Origin of the sequence: Rhodococcus sp. AG1013, from assembly GCF_003350365.1 — a bacterium.
In the GTDB taxonomy this organism is placed as follows: domain Bacteria; phylum Actinomycetota; class Actinomycetes; order Mycobacteriales; family Mycobacteriaceae; genus Prescottella.
In genome coordinates this window covers 235,466-250,932 of the sequence record NZ_QQAT01000001.1, presented here as the reverse complement: position 1 = coordinate 250,932, position 15,467 = coordinate 235,466, and the positions used below count along the sequence as shown (strand labels likewise).

Sequence of the window (15,467 nt, the reverse complement as noted above, 5' to 3'; positions counted from 1 at the left end):
CGACCCGGGCCGCCGCACCCGTCCTCCGGCCGTCGGCCCACCCGCCTCAGTTCGACATGGCCGCGCCGACCGCGAGGACGACCTCCACGGCCTGCTCCTTCGACACGTCCGCCCCGTCGGGAACGATGAGGAGAATCTGCGCGCCGGGCAACGACAACGCCACATCGCGACCACCCAGTGGGGTCGAGACGTAGCCACCCAGCCGTTCCGCGGCAGGAGACGACACGAACCTGTCGGGCCGCTCCTTCGCCATGTAGTCCCGGGTCCGGGCCAGCTGTTCGGCGGTCTGGTCCACGGAGTTGACGGAGACGGTGACCGCCTTCGTCAAGCCCCCGGCACCGGACTGGTTGAACCAGCACATGGTCGATCCGCCGTCGACCGAGGGAGTCCGGTCCAACCGGTAGCCCTTCAGCACGCCCAGCACCGGCTTCTCGATCTCGGCGCACGTCGGCGGCTTCGACACCTGGACGGCAGCGCCGCCCGGCGCCCGCGGCTCGGTCGCCGGCGACCCCGAATCGCTGTCGGGCGGTCCCGCCACGACCATGCTGTCGCCCTGTGCCTGCGGCGTCCCCTCGATCGTGCTCCCGCACGCCGAACCCGACATCACCACCGCCGCAAGACATGCGGCAGCCCCCACTGCTCTCCCCCATTGCATGCCGAGAGCGTAACCGAGCCCCGAAACGGGAGAATCCCCGACGGTGGCCGTCGGGGATTCTCCGTGAAACTCGCGGCGTTACGCGCCGGCGCTGAGGAAACCGAGCAGGTCGTGCCGGGTGATCACGCCGACGGGCTTGCCGTCGTCGACCACCATGAGCGCATCCGTGTCGCCGAGGGCCTTCGTCGCCGACGACACCGGCTCGCCCGCACCGATCAGCGGGAGCGGCTTGCTCATGTGCTTCTCCACCGGGTCGGCGAGAGCGGCCCGGCCCTCGAAGACCGCACTGAGCAGGTCGCGCTCGGATACGCTGCCCGCGACCTCGCCCGCCATGACGGGCGGTTCCGCGCCGACGACCGGCATCTGCGAGACGCCGTACTCGCGCAGGATCTCGATCGCGTCGCGCAGGGTCTCGGACGGGTGCGTGTGCACGAGGTCCGGCAGCTCACCGGACTTGCCGCGCAGCACGTCGCCGACGGTCTGCTCGCCGGTCGAGCCGTCGAGGCGGCTGCGCAGGAAGCCGTACGACGACATCCACTCGTCGTTGAAGATCTTCGACAGGTAGCCGCGGCCACCGTCGGGCAGGAGCACGACGACGACGGCGTCGGGGCCCTCACGCTCGGCGACCTTGAGCGCCGCAACGACGGCCATGCCGCACGAGCCGCCGACCAGCAGGCCCTCCTCGCGGGCGAGACGACGGGTCATCTCGAAGGAGTCGGCGTCGGAGACGGCGATGATCTCGTCCGGAACCGACGGGTCGTAGGCGGTGGGCCAGAAGTCCTCGCCGACACCCTCGACCAGGTACGGCCGTCCGGTGCCGCCCGAGTACACCGAGCCCTCGGGATCGGCGCCGATGACCTTGACCTTGCCGCCCGAGATCTCCTTGAGGTAGCGACCGGTGCCGGTGATGGTGCCGCCGGTGCCGACGCCGGCGACGAAGTGCGTCACCTTGCCCTCGGTGTCCCGCCAGATCTCGGGCCCGGTGGTCTCGTAGTGGCTGTCGGGTCCGCCCGGGTTGGCGTACTGGTTGGGCTTCCAGGCGCCGGGGATCTCCTTCACCAGACGGTCGGAGACGTTGTAGTAGCTGTCCGGGTGCTCGGGAGCGACCGCGGTGGGGCACACCACGACCTCGGCGCCGTACGCACGCAGCACGTTGCGCTTGTCCTCGCTGACCTTGTCGGGGCAGACGAACACACACTTGTAGCCGCGCTTCTGCGCGACCAGGGCCAGGCCGACGCCGGTGTTGCCGGACGTGGGCTCGACGATGGTGCCACCCGGCTTCAGCTCGCCCGACGCCTCGGCGGCGTCGATCATCTTGACCGCGATGCGGTCCTTGGAGCTGCCGCCCGGATTGAGGTATTCGACCTTGGCAGCAACCAGCCCGGAGTTCTCGCCGACGACGGAGGACAGCTTGACCAGAGGGGTGTTGCCGATGAGATCGACGACATGATCCGCGATGCGCATGACCCCATGCTTCCAGATCCGATTCGGACACGTGTCGCGAAGGGTCCTTACCTGCGCGAAACCGCCCCGGCACGGGCTCTCGCTGAGTGGGACGGGCGTTCGTCACTCGACTTCCGGGAACGTGTTTCAGAACCGCGTGCATCCGACCAGGTCGCGGCCCCTGCGGCCGAGCAAAACCCGCGGTAGGACGAGTTCCGGGCCGCCGACGACTGACTGCCGCGTGGTGATGTGGCGCAGGCAACGTAAGTTCATGGTCGAAGAGACCAACGTACGAAGGAGTTTCCATGCCCGAGGCAGTCATTGTCTCCGTTGCCCGCTCGCCCATCGGCCGCGCCATGAAGGGCTCGCTGGCGAGCATGCGTCCGGACGACCTCGCCGCGCAGATGGTTGCCGCCGCGCTGGCCAAGGTTCCTGAGCTCGACCCCACCGAGATCGACGACCTGCTGCTCGGCTGTGGCCTGCCCGGCGGCAAGGCCGGCTTCAACATGGGCCGTATCGTCGCCATCAAGCTCGGCTACGACACCCTGCCCGGCACCACGATCACCCGCTACTGCTCGTCGTCGTTGCAGACCACCCGTATGGCCCTGCACGCGATCAAGGCCGGCGAGGGTGACGTCTTCATCTCCGCCGGTGTCGAGTCGGTGTCGAGCTTCGCCGCCGGCAACTCGGACTCGCTGCCGGACACGAAGAACCCGTTCTTCGCCGAGGCCATGGAGCGCACCGCGACCGCCGCCCAGGGTGGCGTCCAGTGGAGCGACCCGCGGTCGAACGGCATCGTCCCCGACGCGTACATCGCGATGGGCCAGACCGCCGAGAACGTCGCGCAGCTGACCGGCATCTCCCGCGAGGACCAGGACCGCTGGGGCGTCCGCTCGCAGAACCGCGCGGAGGAGGCCATCAAGGCCGGCTTCTTCGAGCGCGAGATCACCCCGGTCACCCTCGCCGACGGCACCGTCGTCAGCACCGACGACGGCCCGCGCGCCGGCGTCACGTACGACGCCGTCAGCCAGCTCAAGCCGGTCTTCCGCCCCGACGGCACCGTCAACGCCGGCAACTGCTGCCCGCTCAACGACGGCGCTGCCGCGCTGGTCATCATGAGCGACACCAAGGCCAAGGAGCTGGGCCTGACCCCGCTGGCCCGCGTCGTCTCCACCGGTGTCTCCGGCCTGTCCCCCGAGATCATGGGCCTGGGCCCGATCGAGGCCACCAAGAAGGCCCTCGCGCTCGCCGGCAAGTCGGTCAGCGACATCGATCTGTTCGAGATCAACGAGGCCTTCGCCGTGCAGGTCCTCGGCTCCGCCCGCGAGCTGAAGATCGACGAGGACAAGCTGAACGTCTCCGGTGGCGCCATCGCCGTCGGCCACCCGTTCGGCATGACCGGCGCCCGCATCACCGCGACGCTGATCAACAACCTGCAGACCCACGACAAGCAGTTCGGTGTCGAGACCATGTGCGTCGGCGGCGGCCAGGGCATGGCAATGGTGCTGGAGCGCCTGAGCTAGTCCTCACCTGATTCCGCGAACGGGCGGTTTTCTGAATGTCGGCCGAGAGGCCCGTCAGAAAACCGCCCGTTCGTCGTCAGACAGGAGCACCGGCGGCTCGGAGCTTTTCCCGTACGCGGGCGACCATGGCCTCCGGCCGGTCGTACAACAGCTCTGCACCTACCCGAACTACCGTCCATCCGAGCGCCTCGAGTTGGGCAAGCCGCTCGATGTCCCTCGCGCGCTGCCCTCGGTTCCAGTGATCGGCACCGTCGTACTCCACGAGGACCCACCACTGGACCCAGCCCAGATCCGACCGCGCGAAGACACGTCCACTCCGGTTCCGGATACGTATCTGAGTCTGCGGCCGGGGGAGTCCCGCATCGACGAGAACCAGCCTCGTATGGGTCTCCGGCGGCGACTCCGCACCACCGTCCACGTCGTCGAGGATCCCTCGGAGCCGAGCTATCCCGCGCATGCCGGCGTACCGGTCGGCCAACCGCGACACGTCGATCGGCTTCAAGCCCGTCGCATTGCACAGCGCATCGACTGCCGCGATCGCCTCGAGCCGCGGCAACCTGCGTCCCAGATCGAATGCGGTACGGGCCGGAGTTGCCACCCCGATCCCACCAAGAAGGCGAAACTCGTCCGGTTCGATCCGACAGTTGTTGAGTGATCATCCCGGACGGCGGCCGCCAGTGACCCGAACGGATCACCTCGGCAGGTTCATGGCCACCGATCCACTTCGCCCCGTGGAGCGCAGCGGCCGAGAATCCGGTCAGCACCGCATCGGGGCCGGCGAACAGCGCCGCGGCTCGGGCCCGTTTGTCCGGCGTGAGTTCGACGTGCCTGCTCAGGTACACGCCACGGTAGATCCGGACGAAGTCGTGATAGAGCTGGTGATCTGTCAGCCTGCCGGCCACAGTCGATCGCAGGAATGGCTCGTCGTACTCCCCCATCCGTGCAGCATCACCCACCCCGACCGGCAGGACCGCCACCGCCAGCGAGTTATCCCCAGGCCGACGACGACGAACGGGCGGTTTTCTGACAATCGGCCGCGTGGCCTGTCAGAAAACCGCCCGTTCGTGGGGCGCGTGAGGCTAGTCGTTGTTGAAGTAGCTCAGCAGGCGCAGGATCTCGACGTACAGCCACACCAGGGTGACGGTGAGGCCGAGGGCGACGCCCCAGGCGGCCTTCTCCGGCGCCTGGGCGCGGATCAGCTGGTCGGCGGCGTCGAAGTCGAGCAGGAAGCTGAACGCGGCGAGCGCGATGCAGACGAGGCTGAAGACGATGGCGATGGTGCCGCCGTCACGCAGGCCGAAGCCGCCGTCGGTGAAGAAGCTCGCGATCAGGTTGCCGACCATCAGGACCAGGACGCCGATGAGGCCGCCGATGATCATGCGGGTCAGGCGCGGGGTCACGCGGATGGCGCCGGTCTTGTAGACGACCAGCATGCCGAAGAACACACCGAACGTGCCGAGCACAGCCTGGCCGATGAGGATGGATGCGTCGACGCCCTGGATCTGGAAAGTCATCAGGAACGACAGCGCACCCAGGAACACGCCCTCGCACGCCGCGTAGGCGAGCACGATCGCCGGGTTGTCCATCTTGCGGCCGAACGACGCGACCATCACGAGGACGAAGCCGACGAGGCCGCCGACGATGACGAACGGTGCGGCCAGCGCCTCGTTGTTGTTGACCAGGAAGAACGAGATGATCGCCGCCACGGTCAGCACGCCGAGCGTGATCGCGGTCTTGGTGACCACGTCGTCGATCGTCATGGCCCGCTGGGTGGTCTGGTACTGCTCGGGCGCCTGGTACTGCTGCCCGTATTCCTGCGTGACCTGCGCGGCGCCGGCCTGCGCGGATCCGAAGGTGGCGTATCCGCTGCCCTCTTGCTTGGGCAGGTTCTTGAATACCGGGTTGCTGGTGGTGCGCACCGTGCACATCCCTTCTCGTGGTCGTCTGTCGTGCCCGTCGGGGCCCGTCTCGGCCGGGTCGGACCGGCGTCGTTGTCCGTGAAACGTCCGGCACCGAGGGGAAAGTTCCCGCCCGCCGAGCCGAGTTGGACATTTCGGACTGTACCGGGGACGCGTCTGCCACCGCTATACGAGCACCTGATCAACGGTAACGTCGTTCGGCCGCAATCCAGCGGAAAACCACGATTCGGCCGACAATGGGCGCATGGGAATCGAAGACGGATTCGACGAGACACTGGATGTCAGCGAGAGCCTCGATTCTGACGAGGTCCGCAACGCCGACGGCGACGACGTCGTCGACGCCCCCGACGAGTGGAGCGAGGCCGACCGCTTCGGCACCACCCTCAGGGAGGCCGAGCAGGGCGAGAGCCTCGACCAACGCCTCGCCGAGGAGGAGCCGGACACGCCGCCGTCGGGCCCCGACCGTGAGGACGACGACGAACTGCAGGGCGCCGAGATCGTGGACGGGGTCATCGTCGAGGACATCGGACTCCACCGCGGCCAGGTTGACGGGGACGCAGCCGGCGGCGGACCGGTCCAGTAGTCCCCCTGCTATTGCGCGCGGACGGACCGCGTGACGCTGAACTTCGGGTTGCGCCCGACCACCTCGGTGCGCCCCACCGCACGGGCCAGGCCGCTCTTGTACTCGAGATGCGAGTTGAAGACGGTCCACATCTCGCCGCCGGGACGAAGGACGCGTCCGGCCTCGGCGAACATCTTGGTAGCCGCGCCGGTGTGCACCGCCGCGCCCACGTGGAACGGCGGGTTGCAGACGATCAGGTCGACGCTCGCGTCCGGAAGCGATGCCATGGCGTCGTCGCGCAGTCCCCGGACCCGATCGCCCACGCCTGCCGCACGGGCCGTCGCCTCGGCCGACGCAACGGCCGCCGCCGACTGGTCGGTCGCGACGACCTCGATCTCGGGGCGCCACAACGCGAGCGCGACGGCCAGGATGCCGGTGCCGCAGCCGAGGTCGACCGCGGTTCGCGCGTCGGGCAGCGCCCGCGGCAGGAACTCGAGCAGGTATCGGGTGCCGATGTCGAGTTTGGTGCCGGCGAAGACCGCGCCGTGTGCGAAGACGTCGAGGTCCAGTTCGTCGAGGTGCTCGGAAATCGGGAACCGTGCTGCCGTCGAGATCTCCCGCGGCGTGTCGGCGATCAGCACGCGTGACTTCTGCCGCCCGCGGCTGGCACGCACGTTGACGAAGGACCGGGCCAGCACCTCGTTCATCGTCGGGGTGATGTGCTTGTCGCGTCCACCCGCGAACACGACGACGCCGGGGTCGGCGTAGCGGGCGATCGCGTCGGCGATCTCGTCGAGCTCGTCGAGGCTGCGCGGCAGCTGCAGCAGGACGACGCGGGCGCCGGCCAGCAGTTCCTCCCCCAGGCCGCACGACCGGTAGCAGTCGGACAACTCGAACGTCGACGCATTGTTCGCGAGCGCGCGTTCCCCGGTGAGCGGATCCTGGTGCACACGAATCCCGGTCACTTCGTACTGGACGGCGGTGCCGAGGGTGAGCGCGCCGTAATGGTCGCCGATCACGACGATCGAATCGCCCGGGACCGAGCCCAGGGCGTCCGCCGCCTCGTCGAGGATCAGACGGTCCGCCGCGTCGACGGCGAACAGGTTGGGGGCCTCGACGTCGGGGAATCGACGCATGAGGGTGAACAGGTTTTCGGCGGAGAGCATGGCTGTAAGTGTGCGCGTACCCCGTGACGGCAGCCGGATCGGGGACCGTCCCGAATCCCGGCGAATCGCAATTTCGGGTCTCCTACTGCCGCTAGGCTCCGCCCGAAGGCACATAACCGGACAAACAGTGACGGGATTCGATGGCGTTCAGGAGCAGGTGCGTAGCGGGAATCGCATCGACGCCGATCGTCCTGCCCTTCACCGCGGAGAATCAGATCGGCGGTCTGACCGTGGACAACGGTGACGTCTACTTCTTCAGGCGACACGGCGCCGGTGACGCTCCGGTTCGACGGCTTCCGCGATCCTGCCGTCCTCAGCATCGACAACGGCGCCGCCTACCTGGTCGACGGAGTCCACGAGCGCATACCGGCCCGGCTGTCGACGCCACCCGCCACCGGATCGCTCGCCTCGCTCGGCCCACTGTTCGGAAGCTGAATCTCAGCCGGCCGGTCGCTCACCGAGGAACGCGTCGATGTGCCGCCACGTGGTGTCGCGCGCTCCCGGTCCGGCGAGCAGGCCGAGGTGGCTGCCGGGCGCGGTCTCGAACCGCACCGACGGCGACCCGGTGAGGACGTCGACGATCGCACCGACCGAGTCGGCGGTGGCGATGACGTCACCGGTACCACCGACCGCCAGCACCGGAACGGCGAGTTCGGCGAGCTTGATCGTGGTGCCGCCCACCGTGACCCGGCCCTCGAGGAGTCCGTTGCCGAGCACCAGCTCCTCCGCCATCTGATAGAACAGCCGGGCCGGGTACCCGGGCATCTCGGCCATGAACCGATCGATCGCTTCCATCCGGGCGAGGGTCTCGGTCTCGTGCAGGTTGCGCGCGACGAACCACGGCTTGAGGAGTTCCCGCGACGGCGCCGTCGCGCGGTAGGCCACCTGCACCAGGGGCGCCGGCAGTCCACCCATCAGCCGGGTCAGTTCGGTGACCGGGCGGTGTCCGGTGACGCGGGCGACGGCGCGCGCCACGGCCATCGTCGGAATCTTCGAGTAGTCGATCGGCGTGCCGAGCGCGGTGACCGACGCGATCGGCAGATCGGGATGCGCCGAGGCCGTGAGCAGCGCGAGCGTGCCGCCGAGGCTCCAGCCGACGACGTCCACCGGTGCGCCGCCGTGCAGTTCGCTGACCCGTCGCACCGCGCCGGGCACGATGTCGTCGGTCCAGTCCTCGAATCCGAGGTTCCGGTCGGCGTAGCCCATCGTCCCGTAGTCCACGACGTAGGGCGTGCGACCGGACCCGAGCAGGTGCGCCGCGAGGCTCTGCCCGGGCCGCAGGTCGTAGCAGTGCATCGGGACCGCGAGCGGTGGCACGAGCAGCACCGGCGCACCGGAGTCGACGGGGCCGTAGCGGTGCAGATCCCGATGCGGCTCTTGATGAATCAGCTCGGACGGCGTCCGCTCCGACGACCCGACGCCGTCACCGAACGTCAGCCCCCACGCGTTGCGCAACGAGACGTTCAACCGCGTTTCCCAGCCCGATTCCCGCACAGCCCGTTCCCCCGTATCGATCGACGACGACGTTCGTTGCGGGAATCTTACTCGCGAGTCAGTTAGTGCGCCTGCCGGGACAGCAACTCCTCGAACGGCACCGAGTTCGCGAACGGATCGGCCGGGCCGACGTTCTCACGCGCGACCATCGCCGCGGCCAACTCGCCGGCCGCCCGCTCGATCCGCTGGGCCAGACCCTGGTCGCCGGACCCCGCCCAGTCCTCGGATGCCGCGTAGACCGCGGTCGGGACCGTCGCGGCCCGCAGATACGCGAACATCGGCCGGGCGGCATGCTCGAGTGCGAGCGAGTGCCGACCGGTCCCGCCGGTCGCGCCGAGCAGGGTCGGCATGCCGTCGAGCGTCCCCTGCTCGAGGACGTCGAAGAACGACTTGTACAGCCCGCTGTACGACGCGTTGAAGATCGGCGTGACCGCGATCAGTCCGTCGGACTTCGCCGCCCGGTCGATGACCGCCCGCAACCCGCCACCGGCGAACCCGGTGAGCAGGTTGTCGGTGAGGGCGTGCGCGTGGTCGCGCAGTTCGACGATCTCGACATCCGCGGTGATGCCGCGTTCGGCGAGGGCGTCGACGGTGGCCGCGGCGAGCCGGTCGGCCAGCAACCGGCTCGACGACGGCTGCGTCAGTCCGGCCGAGATCACCGTCAGCGTAAGGGTTTTCGCGTCGGTCACGACAGCACCTCCGCCTTCTTCGCGGCCAGCAGACTCGCATGCGTGGGAGCCTCGGGGACGTGTGCGGGGCGCAGCGCGTCGAACTCGCGTCGCAGCACCGGCACGACCTCCTCGCCCAGCAGGTCGAGTTGCTCGAGGACGGTCTTCAGCGGGAGTCCGGCGTGGTCCATCAGGAACAGCTGACGCTGGTAGTCGCCGAAGCTCTCCCGGAACGAGAGGGTCTTGTCGATGACTTCCTGCGGGCTGCCGACGGTGAGAGGCGTCTGATCGGTGAACTCCTCGAGCGACGGCCCGTGCCCGTAGACCGGGGCGTTGTCGAAGTACGGCCGGAACTCGCGGACCGCGTCCTGGGAGTTCTTGCGCATGAACACCTGGCCACCGAGGCCGACGATCGCCTGATCGGCCGAGCCGTGACCGTAGTGTTCGAAGCGACGACGGTAGAGGTCGATCAGTCGGACGAAGTGATCGCGGGGCCAGAAGATGTTGTTGGCGAAGAAGCCGTCGCCGTAGTACGCGGCCTGCTCGGCGATCTCCGGGCTGCGGATCGACCCGTGCCACACGAACGGCGGGACGTCGTCGAGCGGACGCGGCGTCGAGGTGAACGATTGCAGCGGCGTGCGGAAGCGGCCCTGCCAGTTCACGACGTCCTCACGCCACAGCTTGTGCAGCAGCGCGTAGTTCTCGACCGCCAGAGGGATGCCCTCGCGGATGTCCTTGCCGAACCACGGGTACACGGGACCGGTATTGCCACGGCCGAGCATGAGGTCGACGCGACCGCCCGCGAGGTGCTGGAGCATCGCGAAGTCCTCGGCGATCTTCACCGGGTCGTTGGTGGTGATCAGCGTCGTGGACGTCGACAGCATGATCCGCTCGGTGCGGGCGGCGATGTAGCCGAGCATCGTCGTCGGCGACGACGGCACGAACGGCGGGTTGTGGTGCTCGCCGGTGGCGAATACGTCGAGCCCGACCTCCTCGGCTTTCTCCGCGATCGCGACCATCGCCTTGATGCGCTCGGCCTCGGTCGGTGTCCGGCCGGTCGTGGGGTCCGTGGTCACGTCACCGACGGTGAAGATTCCGAAGTGCATGCCTACCTCCAAAGTATTTCAAGTTTCAACTATATGCCACCAACCGCGGGCGCCTCCCCGATATTCCACCGATCTGCTTGACGATCGCCCCCAACCGTCATTGACTGCTGACAAGGATCGCCGTCACCACCGACCAGGGGGTCGTATGAGGGTCACGCACGACGTCACCAACCAGGCTCCGCCGCTGATCGACTACGACGCCGCCGACTACCCGCCGATCCTCGAAGCCCTGCAGCGCGAGGGCGCCCACCACGCGCTCGACGAGGTGCACCACGTCGGACGGCTCGCCGGCGGCGCCGACGCGCAGGCGCTCGGTGATCTCGCGGAGGCTCATCCGCCCGTCCTGCGGACCCACGACCGGTACGGCCACCGCATCGACGAGGTCACCTACGACCCGGCCTACCACCAGCTGATGGACACCGCCGTCGAGTTGGGGCTGCACGGCGCCCCGTGGGGGGATCCCCGACCGCACGCGCATCTCGTGCGCGCCGCGAAGATGGCGGTGTGGGGGCAGGTCGACGCCGGCCACGGATGCCCGATCTCGATGACGTACGCCGCGGTGCCGGCACTGCGCCACAATCCCGAACTCGCGCTGCAGTACGAGCCGCTGCTCACCGCCCGCGTGTACGACCCGGAGCTGCGCGCCCCGCTCACCAAGCCCGGGCTGATCGCGGGTATGTCGATGACCGAGAAGCAGGGCGGCTCCGACGTCCGCGCCGGCACCACCCGCGCCGTCCCGCAATCGGACGGGTCCTACCTGCTCACCGGGCACAAGTGGTTCACGTCGGCGCCGATGTCGGACGTCTTTCTCGTCCTCGCGCAGGCGCCCGGCGGACTCACGTGCTTCCTGCTCCCCCGGATCCTGCCCGACGGCACCCGCAACGCGATGCACCTGCAGCGGCTCAAGGACAAGCTCGGCAATCACTCGAACGCGAGCAGCGAGGTGGAGTACGACGAGGCCGTCGCGTGGCGGGTCGGCGACGAGGGCCGCGGCGTCCGCACCATCGTCGAGATGGTCAACATGACGCGGCTCGACTGCACGATCGGGACCGCGACCGGGATGCGCGTCGGCGTCGCGCAGGCCACCCACCACGCCGTGCACCGCAGCGCCTTCGGCGCGCACCTCATCGATCAGCCCCTCATGCGCAACGTGCTCGCCGATCTCGCCGTCGAGTCGGAGGCGTCCACCACCGTCGCGCTGTGGCTCGCTGCGCTCACCGACCGCGCCGACAACGGCGATCCGCAGGCGTCGACCCTGCGCCGCGTCGCCCTCGCGGTGAGCAAGTACTACGTGTGCAAGCGCGGCCCCGCGCACGCAGCCGAGGCCCTGGAATGCCTGGGCGGCAACGGCTACGTCGAGGAGTCGCGGATGCCCCGGCTGTACCGGGAGGCGCCGCTGCTGTCGGTGTGGGAGGGCTCCGGCAACGTCGCTGCCCTCGATGTCCTGCGCGCGATGGGCCGCCAGCCCGAGTCCGTGGAGGCGTTCTTCGAGGAACTCGACGACAGTGCCGGTGCCGACGCCCGCCTCGACGCCGCTGTCGCGAATCTGAAGGACGCGTTCACGGATTTCGACACGCTGCAGCACCGTGCGCGGCGGGTGGTCGGCGACATGGCGCTGGCGCTGCAGGGCGCCCTCCTTGTGCGGCAAGGGCACCCCGCGGTGGCAGACGCCTTCTGCGCGACCCGCCTGGACGGCGACTGGGGCACCGTGTTCGGCACCCTGCCGACCGGCCTGGATCTGGCCCCGATCATCGACCGTGCGACCCCCAAAGTAGGTTCCTGAGAGGCGACTCATGTCCCGTCCCTCACCCGTGTGTGTATCCGTCAGCAAGATGATCGAGGCACGGCCGAGCACGCTGTACGCCCTGATCAGCGACATCACTCGAATGGGTGACTACAGTCCGGAAACCGTGTCGGCCGCGCACGGTGGTCGACGAAACCGCAGGTCGTGACCGCAGAGCCGGGACACCGTTTCGCGTTCCGGGTGCCGGGGCGATCGGGCGCGTTGTGGACGTACACCTTCGAAGCCACCGAGGGCGGCACGCTGGTAACCGAGGCAATGCAACAGGGTGTGCCGTCGCCGCTGCCCGTCCGGATGATCCAGCGCTGGACCGGGGTGACCGATCGCGCCGAGCATCTGCGACAGGGCATGGCGACGACGCTGGACCGACTCGGGGACGGCCGTCACGCACGAGCGCCGGGCGTAGCGCACCACTCCAGACGGATCTTCCGTTCGGCCCGCGTTATCCGCTGGGCAAGAGTGGCTTTCGGCACGAAGCATGCCGAGGCGGTCACCGAAGCCGCACCGCCGTCGGACTTGCGGACCGTCGTGGCCGTCCGCGTCGGCTGCAGATCGGCGCCCACGACCCCATGTCCGCCGACGATGAGGACGCCGGAACGCTCGCACCGAGGCGTCCGCGTTGTCATAGTGGAGTCATGGCCGACGAACTGGACGCACAGCCCGAAGTGAATGCCGCACCGGACCTCCGCCGCTACGAGGTACGCGTCGGAGATGCCACCGCCGGATTCACCCAATTCGTCGACAGCGGTGACCAGCGCATCTTCTTCCACACCGAGATCGGCGAGCGTTTCGCCGGTCGGGGTCTGGCGAGCACGCTGATCCGCGCGGCACTCGAGGACACCGTGGCGCACGACAAGCGGATCGTGCCGATCTGCCCGTTCGTGGCGGGATTCCTGGAGAAGCACGACGACTTCAAGGGCTACGTCGACGCCGTCACGCCCGCCGCCCAGCAGGCGGTCATCGACTCACAACTCTGACCGGTGACCACCCCGCGTCCGCACCGAAGTGAGTCCGGACCGTACCGGTCCCGATTTCCTGACCTCGTCCCTGCCGCCGTCGAGCAGGCCCGGACACCAGTTGTGCACCGTCGCATCCGAGGACCCCGTCGAGGTCCGACGGCGTCCGGGGCGCCCCTCGCTCGTGGCCGCGGCCGGCGTCCCGACCGGCGTGGTCGACTGGGCCGTCACCGGCACCGCGGCCACCGGAGTCGCAGTGGGATCGCTGGCCGCGCTACCCGTCGGTGTCGCCGCGCTGGTTATCTGACCCCAGACAACACGACAGGCCCCGCTCCGTTTCCGGAGCGGGGCCTGTCGTCAGTCGTCACCCGATTCGGGCGACGCGCGATCAGATCGCGTTGATGTTCGTGGCCTGGGGGCCCTTGGCGCCCTGGCCCAGATCGTAGGAAACGCGCTGGTTCTCGTCGAGGCTGCGGAAGCCGCCGCCCTGGATCTCCGAGTAGTGCGCGAACACGTCAGCGCTGCCGTCCTCGGGAGCGATGAAGCCGAAGCCCTTTTCAGCGTTGAACCACTTCACGGTGCCGGTTGCCATTTTGTACTCCTCATGCTTGCCGATCACGAATCGCCGATGTTCGAGCGACCCGGGCCGGTACTGCCGAAAGCGATACCCGAAGAGGAGATCTATCCCCCACAACTAAAGGAATTGCGAGCGCACAAACATGCAACCACAAAACACTATGACCACTTTCAGTCAATCACACTTGAGTCAAGAAGTCGACGCGATTCGGATCACTTTGCCGGACAGAAGATTTCCGGGCCTCGGTCCGCGACCCGGAAACGCAGCCGCCGGACGCCGCGACGTGGCGCACCCAGCGATCGCTGCGGCGGTGCGTGCGGCCCAGCCGACGGATCTCGCGGAGCCAGAAGTGCGCCGCGAGCGTCGTCTGCGCACAGGCGTCCGGCTCATCCGACGCGCCGTCGACGACGGCGACCAACGCCTCCGAGAGAGCAGCAACCTTGAGGTTGTTCTCCTGCGAGTGCCGCATCAGCAGTTGCGCGGCGGCGTCGGGTTCACACCGATAGAGGATGCCGACGATCTCCAGGGCGCGCGCCCGGAGCGCCGCGGACCGGCCGCGTGCGTGCTCTCGACGCGCTCCCGAGGAGGCCGGACGGATCCCGACCGGCGAATGGACAGTGCTGTAGTGCATGAATTTCCTTCGTGGTCGTCGCGAGTTCGCCTCGGCGACAACACGTATCGGCGCCTTCGCGCCTGACTGTGATCTTTCGGTCGACGATGGGCCCGACTCGCGAGCGCTCGACCTGTGAGTTCGTGAGGAGGTCAGGGATTCGACGGTGTCGTCGTCCGGCGGCTCAGGACCAGTGTCCGAGCCGGCATGCAGCCTCGATGGCGCACCTGACAGACCCACTGTACGGCATGCGCAGGGAAAGGCGACCGTCACCCCCGCGCCCGGCGCTCCCCCGATCCTCGCCAGACCTCCCGTCCCGGCGGTGGCCCGCCCTAACATGGGTAGTGGAACAGGAGCGATGCGCCTTTCGAACCCGCGTCTCGCGGTGACGGCGCCCACTGGTCCGCGTGGAAAGGATCGACCGATGACACAGGAGAACGACCCACACCACAGCGCCACGCACGGAGGGCGAATGCTCGCGAACATCCTGGCGGCGGCCGCACTCGCGGCAATTCCGCTGAGCATCTCCACGGCTCCGGCAGCGGCCGAGACGGCATACACCGCAGATCGACCGACTGCGGTCGCGGCGACACAGGCAGGCGTCGACCACACCGCCCCGTGCCGACGCTGGCAGAACCCACAGGCGTACGGACACTGGCACTGCCGCTAGCCCGACCGTCGAGCACGCTCAGGCGAGCCACTCCGATAAGGAGTCATCGCAATGGGTTGCAGCGCAGTGACGTCAGCGGCGGATACCGCGAATGGCCCGACGGTTCGTGATGTGCTCAACGGCGGAGGTCCCACCCACCGGATTGCGATGGGCGGGACCTGCGATGCCATGTGCCGGCGGGCGGCGGGACGGAGGTGCCCCCAGTGGGACTCGAACCCACACTTTGCAGATTTTAAGTCTGCTGCCTCTGCCAATTGGGCTATGGGGGCCCACCACCGGCCCGACTCCGGTGGCCACGACAGTGGAAACCAAGGAAC

The 15,467-nt window shown here is 68.5% G+C and carries 17 protein-coding genes and 1 tRNA gene; 7 read left to right on the top strand and 11 right to left on the bottom strand.

Annotated features, from left to right (window positions below; all coding sequences use genetic code 11):
• Positions 1 to 46: 46 nt before the first annotated feature.
• Both DEU38_RS01250 and DEU38_RS01245 read right to left on the bottom strand, forming a co-directional pair.
• Positions 47 to 655, bottom strand: a complete 609-nt coding sequence (locus DEU38_RS01250) for a hypothetical protein (RefSeq protein WP_147283440.1) — start codon at positions 653 to 655, stop codon at positions 47 to 49.
• 78 nt (positions 656 to 733) lie between these two features.
• Positions 734 to 2,119: a cystathionine beta-synthase gene (locus DEU38_RS01245; RefSeq protein ID WP_114718305.1), complete on the bottom strand. Its 1,386-nt coding sequence runs from the start codon at positions 2,117 to 2,119 to the stop codon at positions 734 to 736.
• Between the two features lie 284 nt (positions 2,120 to 2,403).
• On the opposite strand from DEU38_RS01245, the gene DEU38_RS01240 reads away from it, so the two are divergent.
• Complete coding sequence (locus DEU38_RS01240; RefSeq protein WP_114718304.1) at positions 2,404 to 3,621, top strand: acetyl-CoA C-acetyltransferase; 1,218 nt, start codon at positions 2,404 to 2,406, stop codon at positions 3,619 to 3,621.
• Positions 3,622 to 3,697: 76 nt separating this feature from the next.
• Here DEU38_RS01240 and DEU38_RS29645 read toward each other — a convergent pair whose 3' ends face one another.
• Entirely contained in the window at positions 3,698 to 4,219 is a 522-nt protein-coding gene (locus tag DEU38_RS29645) for an endonuclease domain-containing protein (RefSeq protein WP_309473060.1), read from the bottom strand.
• A gap of 481 nt (positions 4,220 to 4,700) precedes the next feature.
• Positions 4,701 to 5,540 carry a Bax inhibitor-1/YccA family protein gene (locus DEU38_RS01230; protein ID WP_181818642.1) on the bottom strand — a complete coding sequence of 280 codons (840 nt, stop codon included), beginning with the start codon at positions 5,538 to 5,540 and terminating at the stop codon, positions 4,701 to 4,703.
• 244 nt (positions 5,541 to 5,784) lie between these two features.
• On the opposite strand from DEU38_RS01230, the gene DEU38_RS01225 reads away from it, so the two are divergent.
• Positions 5,785 to 6,123: a hypothetical protein gene (locus tag DEU38_RS01225; protein WP_114718302.1), complete on the top strand. Its 339-nt coding sequence runs from the start codon at positions 5,785 to 5,787 to the stop codon at positions 6,121 to 6,123.
• An 8-nt stretch (positions 6,124 to 6,131) separates the two neighbouring features.
• On the opposite strand, the gene DEU38_RS01220 is transcribed toward DEU38_RS01225, so the two are convergent.
• The gene (locus DEU38_RS01220) at positions 6,132 to 7,268 is read right to left on the bottom strand and encodes a class I SAM-dependent methyltransferase (protein ID WP_114718301.1); all 1,137 of its coding nucleotides are present in this window, start codon (positions 7,266 to 7,268) and stop codon (positions 6,132 to 6,134) included.
• Between the two features lie 240 nt (positions 7,269 to 7,508).
• Here DEU38_RS01220 and DEU38_RS27975 point away from each other — a divergent pair, with 240 nt between their 5' ends.
• Positions 7,509 to 7,703 carry a hypothetical protein gene (locus DEU38_RS27975; RefSeq protein WP_147283439.1) on the top strand — a complete coding sequence of 65 codons (195 nt, stop codon included), beginning with the start codon at positions 7,509 to 7,511 and terminating at the stop codon, positions 7,701 to 7,703.
• Between the two features lie 3 nt (positions 7,704 to 7,706).
• Here DEU38_RS27975 and DEU38_RS01215 read toward each other — a convergent pair whose 3' ends face one another.
• The 3 genes from DEU38_RS01215 to DEU38_RS01205 form a co-directional block, all read right to left on the bottom strand.
• Entirely contained in the window at positions 7,707 to 8,762 is a 1,056-nt protein-coding gene (locus DEU38_RS01215; protein WP_114718300.1) for an alpha/beta fold hydrolase, read from the bottom strand.
• Positions 8,763 to 8,824: 62 nt separating this feature from the next.
• Positions 8,825 to 9,451 (bottom strand): FMN reductase, encoded by a 627-nt coding sequence (locus DEU38_RS01210; protein WP_114718299.1) that lies wholly within the window; start codon positions 9,449 to 9,451, stop codon positions 8,825 to 8,827.
• Positions 9,448 to 10,536, bottom strand: a complete 1,089-nt coding sequence (locus DEU38_RS01205) for an LLM class flavin-dependent oxidoreductase (RefSeq protein ID WP_114718298.1) — start codon at positions 10,534 to 10,536, stop codon at positions 9,448 to 9,450. The genes DEU38_RS01210 and DEU38_RS01205 overlap by 4 nt, the downstream gene beginning before the upstream one ends.
• Positions 10,537 to 10,681: 145 nt before the next feature.
• Here DEU38_RS01205 and DEU38_RS01200 point away from each other — a divergent pair, with 145 nt between their 5' ends.
• From DEU38_RS01200 to DEU38_RS01190, 3 genes are all read left to right on the top strand, one after another.
• Positions 10,682 to 12,319, top strand: coding sequence for an acyl-CoA dehydrogenase family protein (locus DEU38_RS01200; protein WP_114718297.1), 1,638 nt, complete (start codon positions 10,682 to 10,684; stop codon positions 12,317 to 12,319).
• Positions 12,320 to 12,972: 653 nt separating this feature from the next.
• Complete coding sequence (locus tag DEU38_RS01195) at positions 12,973 to 13,314, top strand: GNAT family N-acetyltransferase (protein WP_114718296.1); 342 nt, start codon at positions 12,973 to 12,975, stop codon at positions 13,312 to 13,314.
• A gap of 28 nt (positions 13,315 to 13,342) precedes the next feature.
• Positions 13,343 to 13,600 (top strand): hypothetical protein, encoded by a 258-nt coding sequence (locus DEU38_RS01190; protein ID WP_114718295.1) that lies wholly within the window; start codon positions 13,343 to 13,345, stop codon positions 13,598 to 13,600.
• Positions 13,601 to 13,681: 81 nt separating this feature from the next.
• On the opposite strand, the gene DEU38_RS01185 is transcribed toward DEU38_RS01190, so the two are convergent.
• Both DEU38_RS01185 and DEU38_RS01180 read right to left on the bottom strand, forming a co-directional pair.
• Complete coding sequence (locus DEU38_RS01185) at positions 13,682 to 13,885, bottom strand: cold-shock protein (protein WP_114718550.1); 204 nt, start codon at positions 13,883 to 13,885, stop codon at positions 13,682 to 13,684.
• A 163-nt stretch (positions 13,886 to 14,048) separates the two neighbouring features.
• On the bottom strand, positions 14,049 to 14,501 hold the full coding sequence (locus tag DEU38_RS01180) for a hypothetical protein (RefSeq protein WP_114718294.1): 453 nt from the start codon (positions 14,499 to 14,501) through the stop codon (positions 14,049 to 14,051).
• Between the two features lie 403 nt (positions 14,502 to 14,904).
• Between DEU38_RS01180 and DEU38_RS01175 the strand changes: the two genes are divergently transcribed.
• Positions 14,905 to 15,150 carry a hypothetical protein gene (locus DEU38_RS01175; protein WP_147283438.1) on the top strand — a complete coding sequence of 82 codons (246 nt, stop codon included), beginning with the start codon at positions 14,905 to 14,907 and terminating at the stop codon, positions 15,148 to 15,150.
• A gap of 195 nt (positions 15,151 to 15,345) precedes the next feature.
• Here the strand turns inward: DEU38_RS01175 and DEU38_RS01170 are convergent.
• Positions 15,346 to 15,419: transfer RNA gene (locus DEU38_RS01170), tRNA-Leu, on the bottom strand.
• Between the last annotated feature and the right edge of the window lie 48 nt (positions 15,420 to 15,467).

Bases quoted from the DNA above. Each gene is read 5' to 3' on its own strand.
- DEU38_RS01175 (WP_147283438.1), top strand. From the start codon at position 14,905: ATGACACAGGAGAACGACCCACACCACAGCGCCACGCACGGAGGGCGA.
- DEU38_RS01185 (WP_114718550.1), bottom strand. From the start codon at position 13,885: ATGGCAACCGGCACCGTGAAGTGGTTCAACGCTGAAAAGGGCTTCGGC.
- DEU38_RS01180 (WP_114718294.1), bottom strand. From the start codon at position 14,501: ATGCACTACAGCACTGTCCATTCGCCGGTCGGGATCCGTCCGGCCTCC.
- DEU38_RS01250 (WP_147283440.1), bottom strand. From the start codon at position 655: ATGCAATGGGGGAGAGCAGTGGGGGCTGCCGCATGTCTTGCGGCGGTG.
- DEU38_RS01205 (WP_114718298.1), bottom strand. From the start codon at position 10,536: ATGCACTTCGGAATCTTCACCGTCGGTGACGTGACCACGGACCCCACG.
- DEU38_RS01245 (WP_114718305.1), bottom strand. From the start codon at position 2,119: ATGCGCATCGCGGATCATGTCGTCGATCTCATCGGCAACACCCCTCTG.
- DEU38_RS01200 (WP_114718297.1), top strand. From the start codon at position 10,682: ATGAGGGTCACGCACGACGTCACCAACCAGGCTCCGCCGCTGATCGAC.
- DEU38_RS01195 (WP_114718296.1), top strand. From the start codon at position 12,973: ATGGCCGACGAACTGGACGCACAGCCCGAAGTGAATGCCGCACCGGAC.
- DEU38_RS01240 (WP_114718304.1), top strand. From the start codon at position 2,404: ATGCCCGAGGCAGTCATTGTCTCCGTTGCCCGCTCGCCCATCGGCCGC.
- DEU38_RS01225 (WP_114718302.1), top strand. From the start codon at position 5,785: ATGGGAATCGAAGACGGATTCGACGAGACACTGGATGTCAGCGAGAGC.
- DEU38_RS01220 (WP_114718301.1), bottom strand. From the start codon at position 7,268: ATGCTCTCCGCCGAAAACCTGTTCACCCTCATGCGTCGATTCCCCGAC.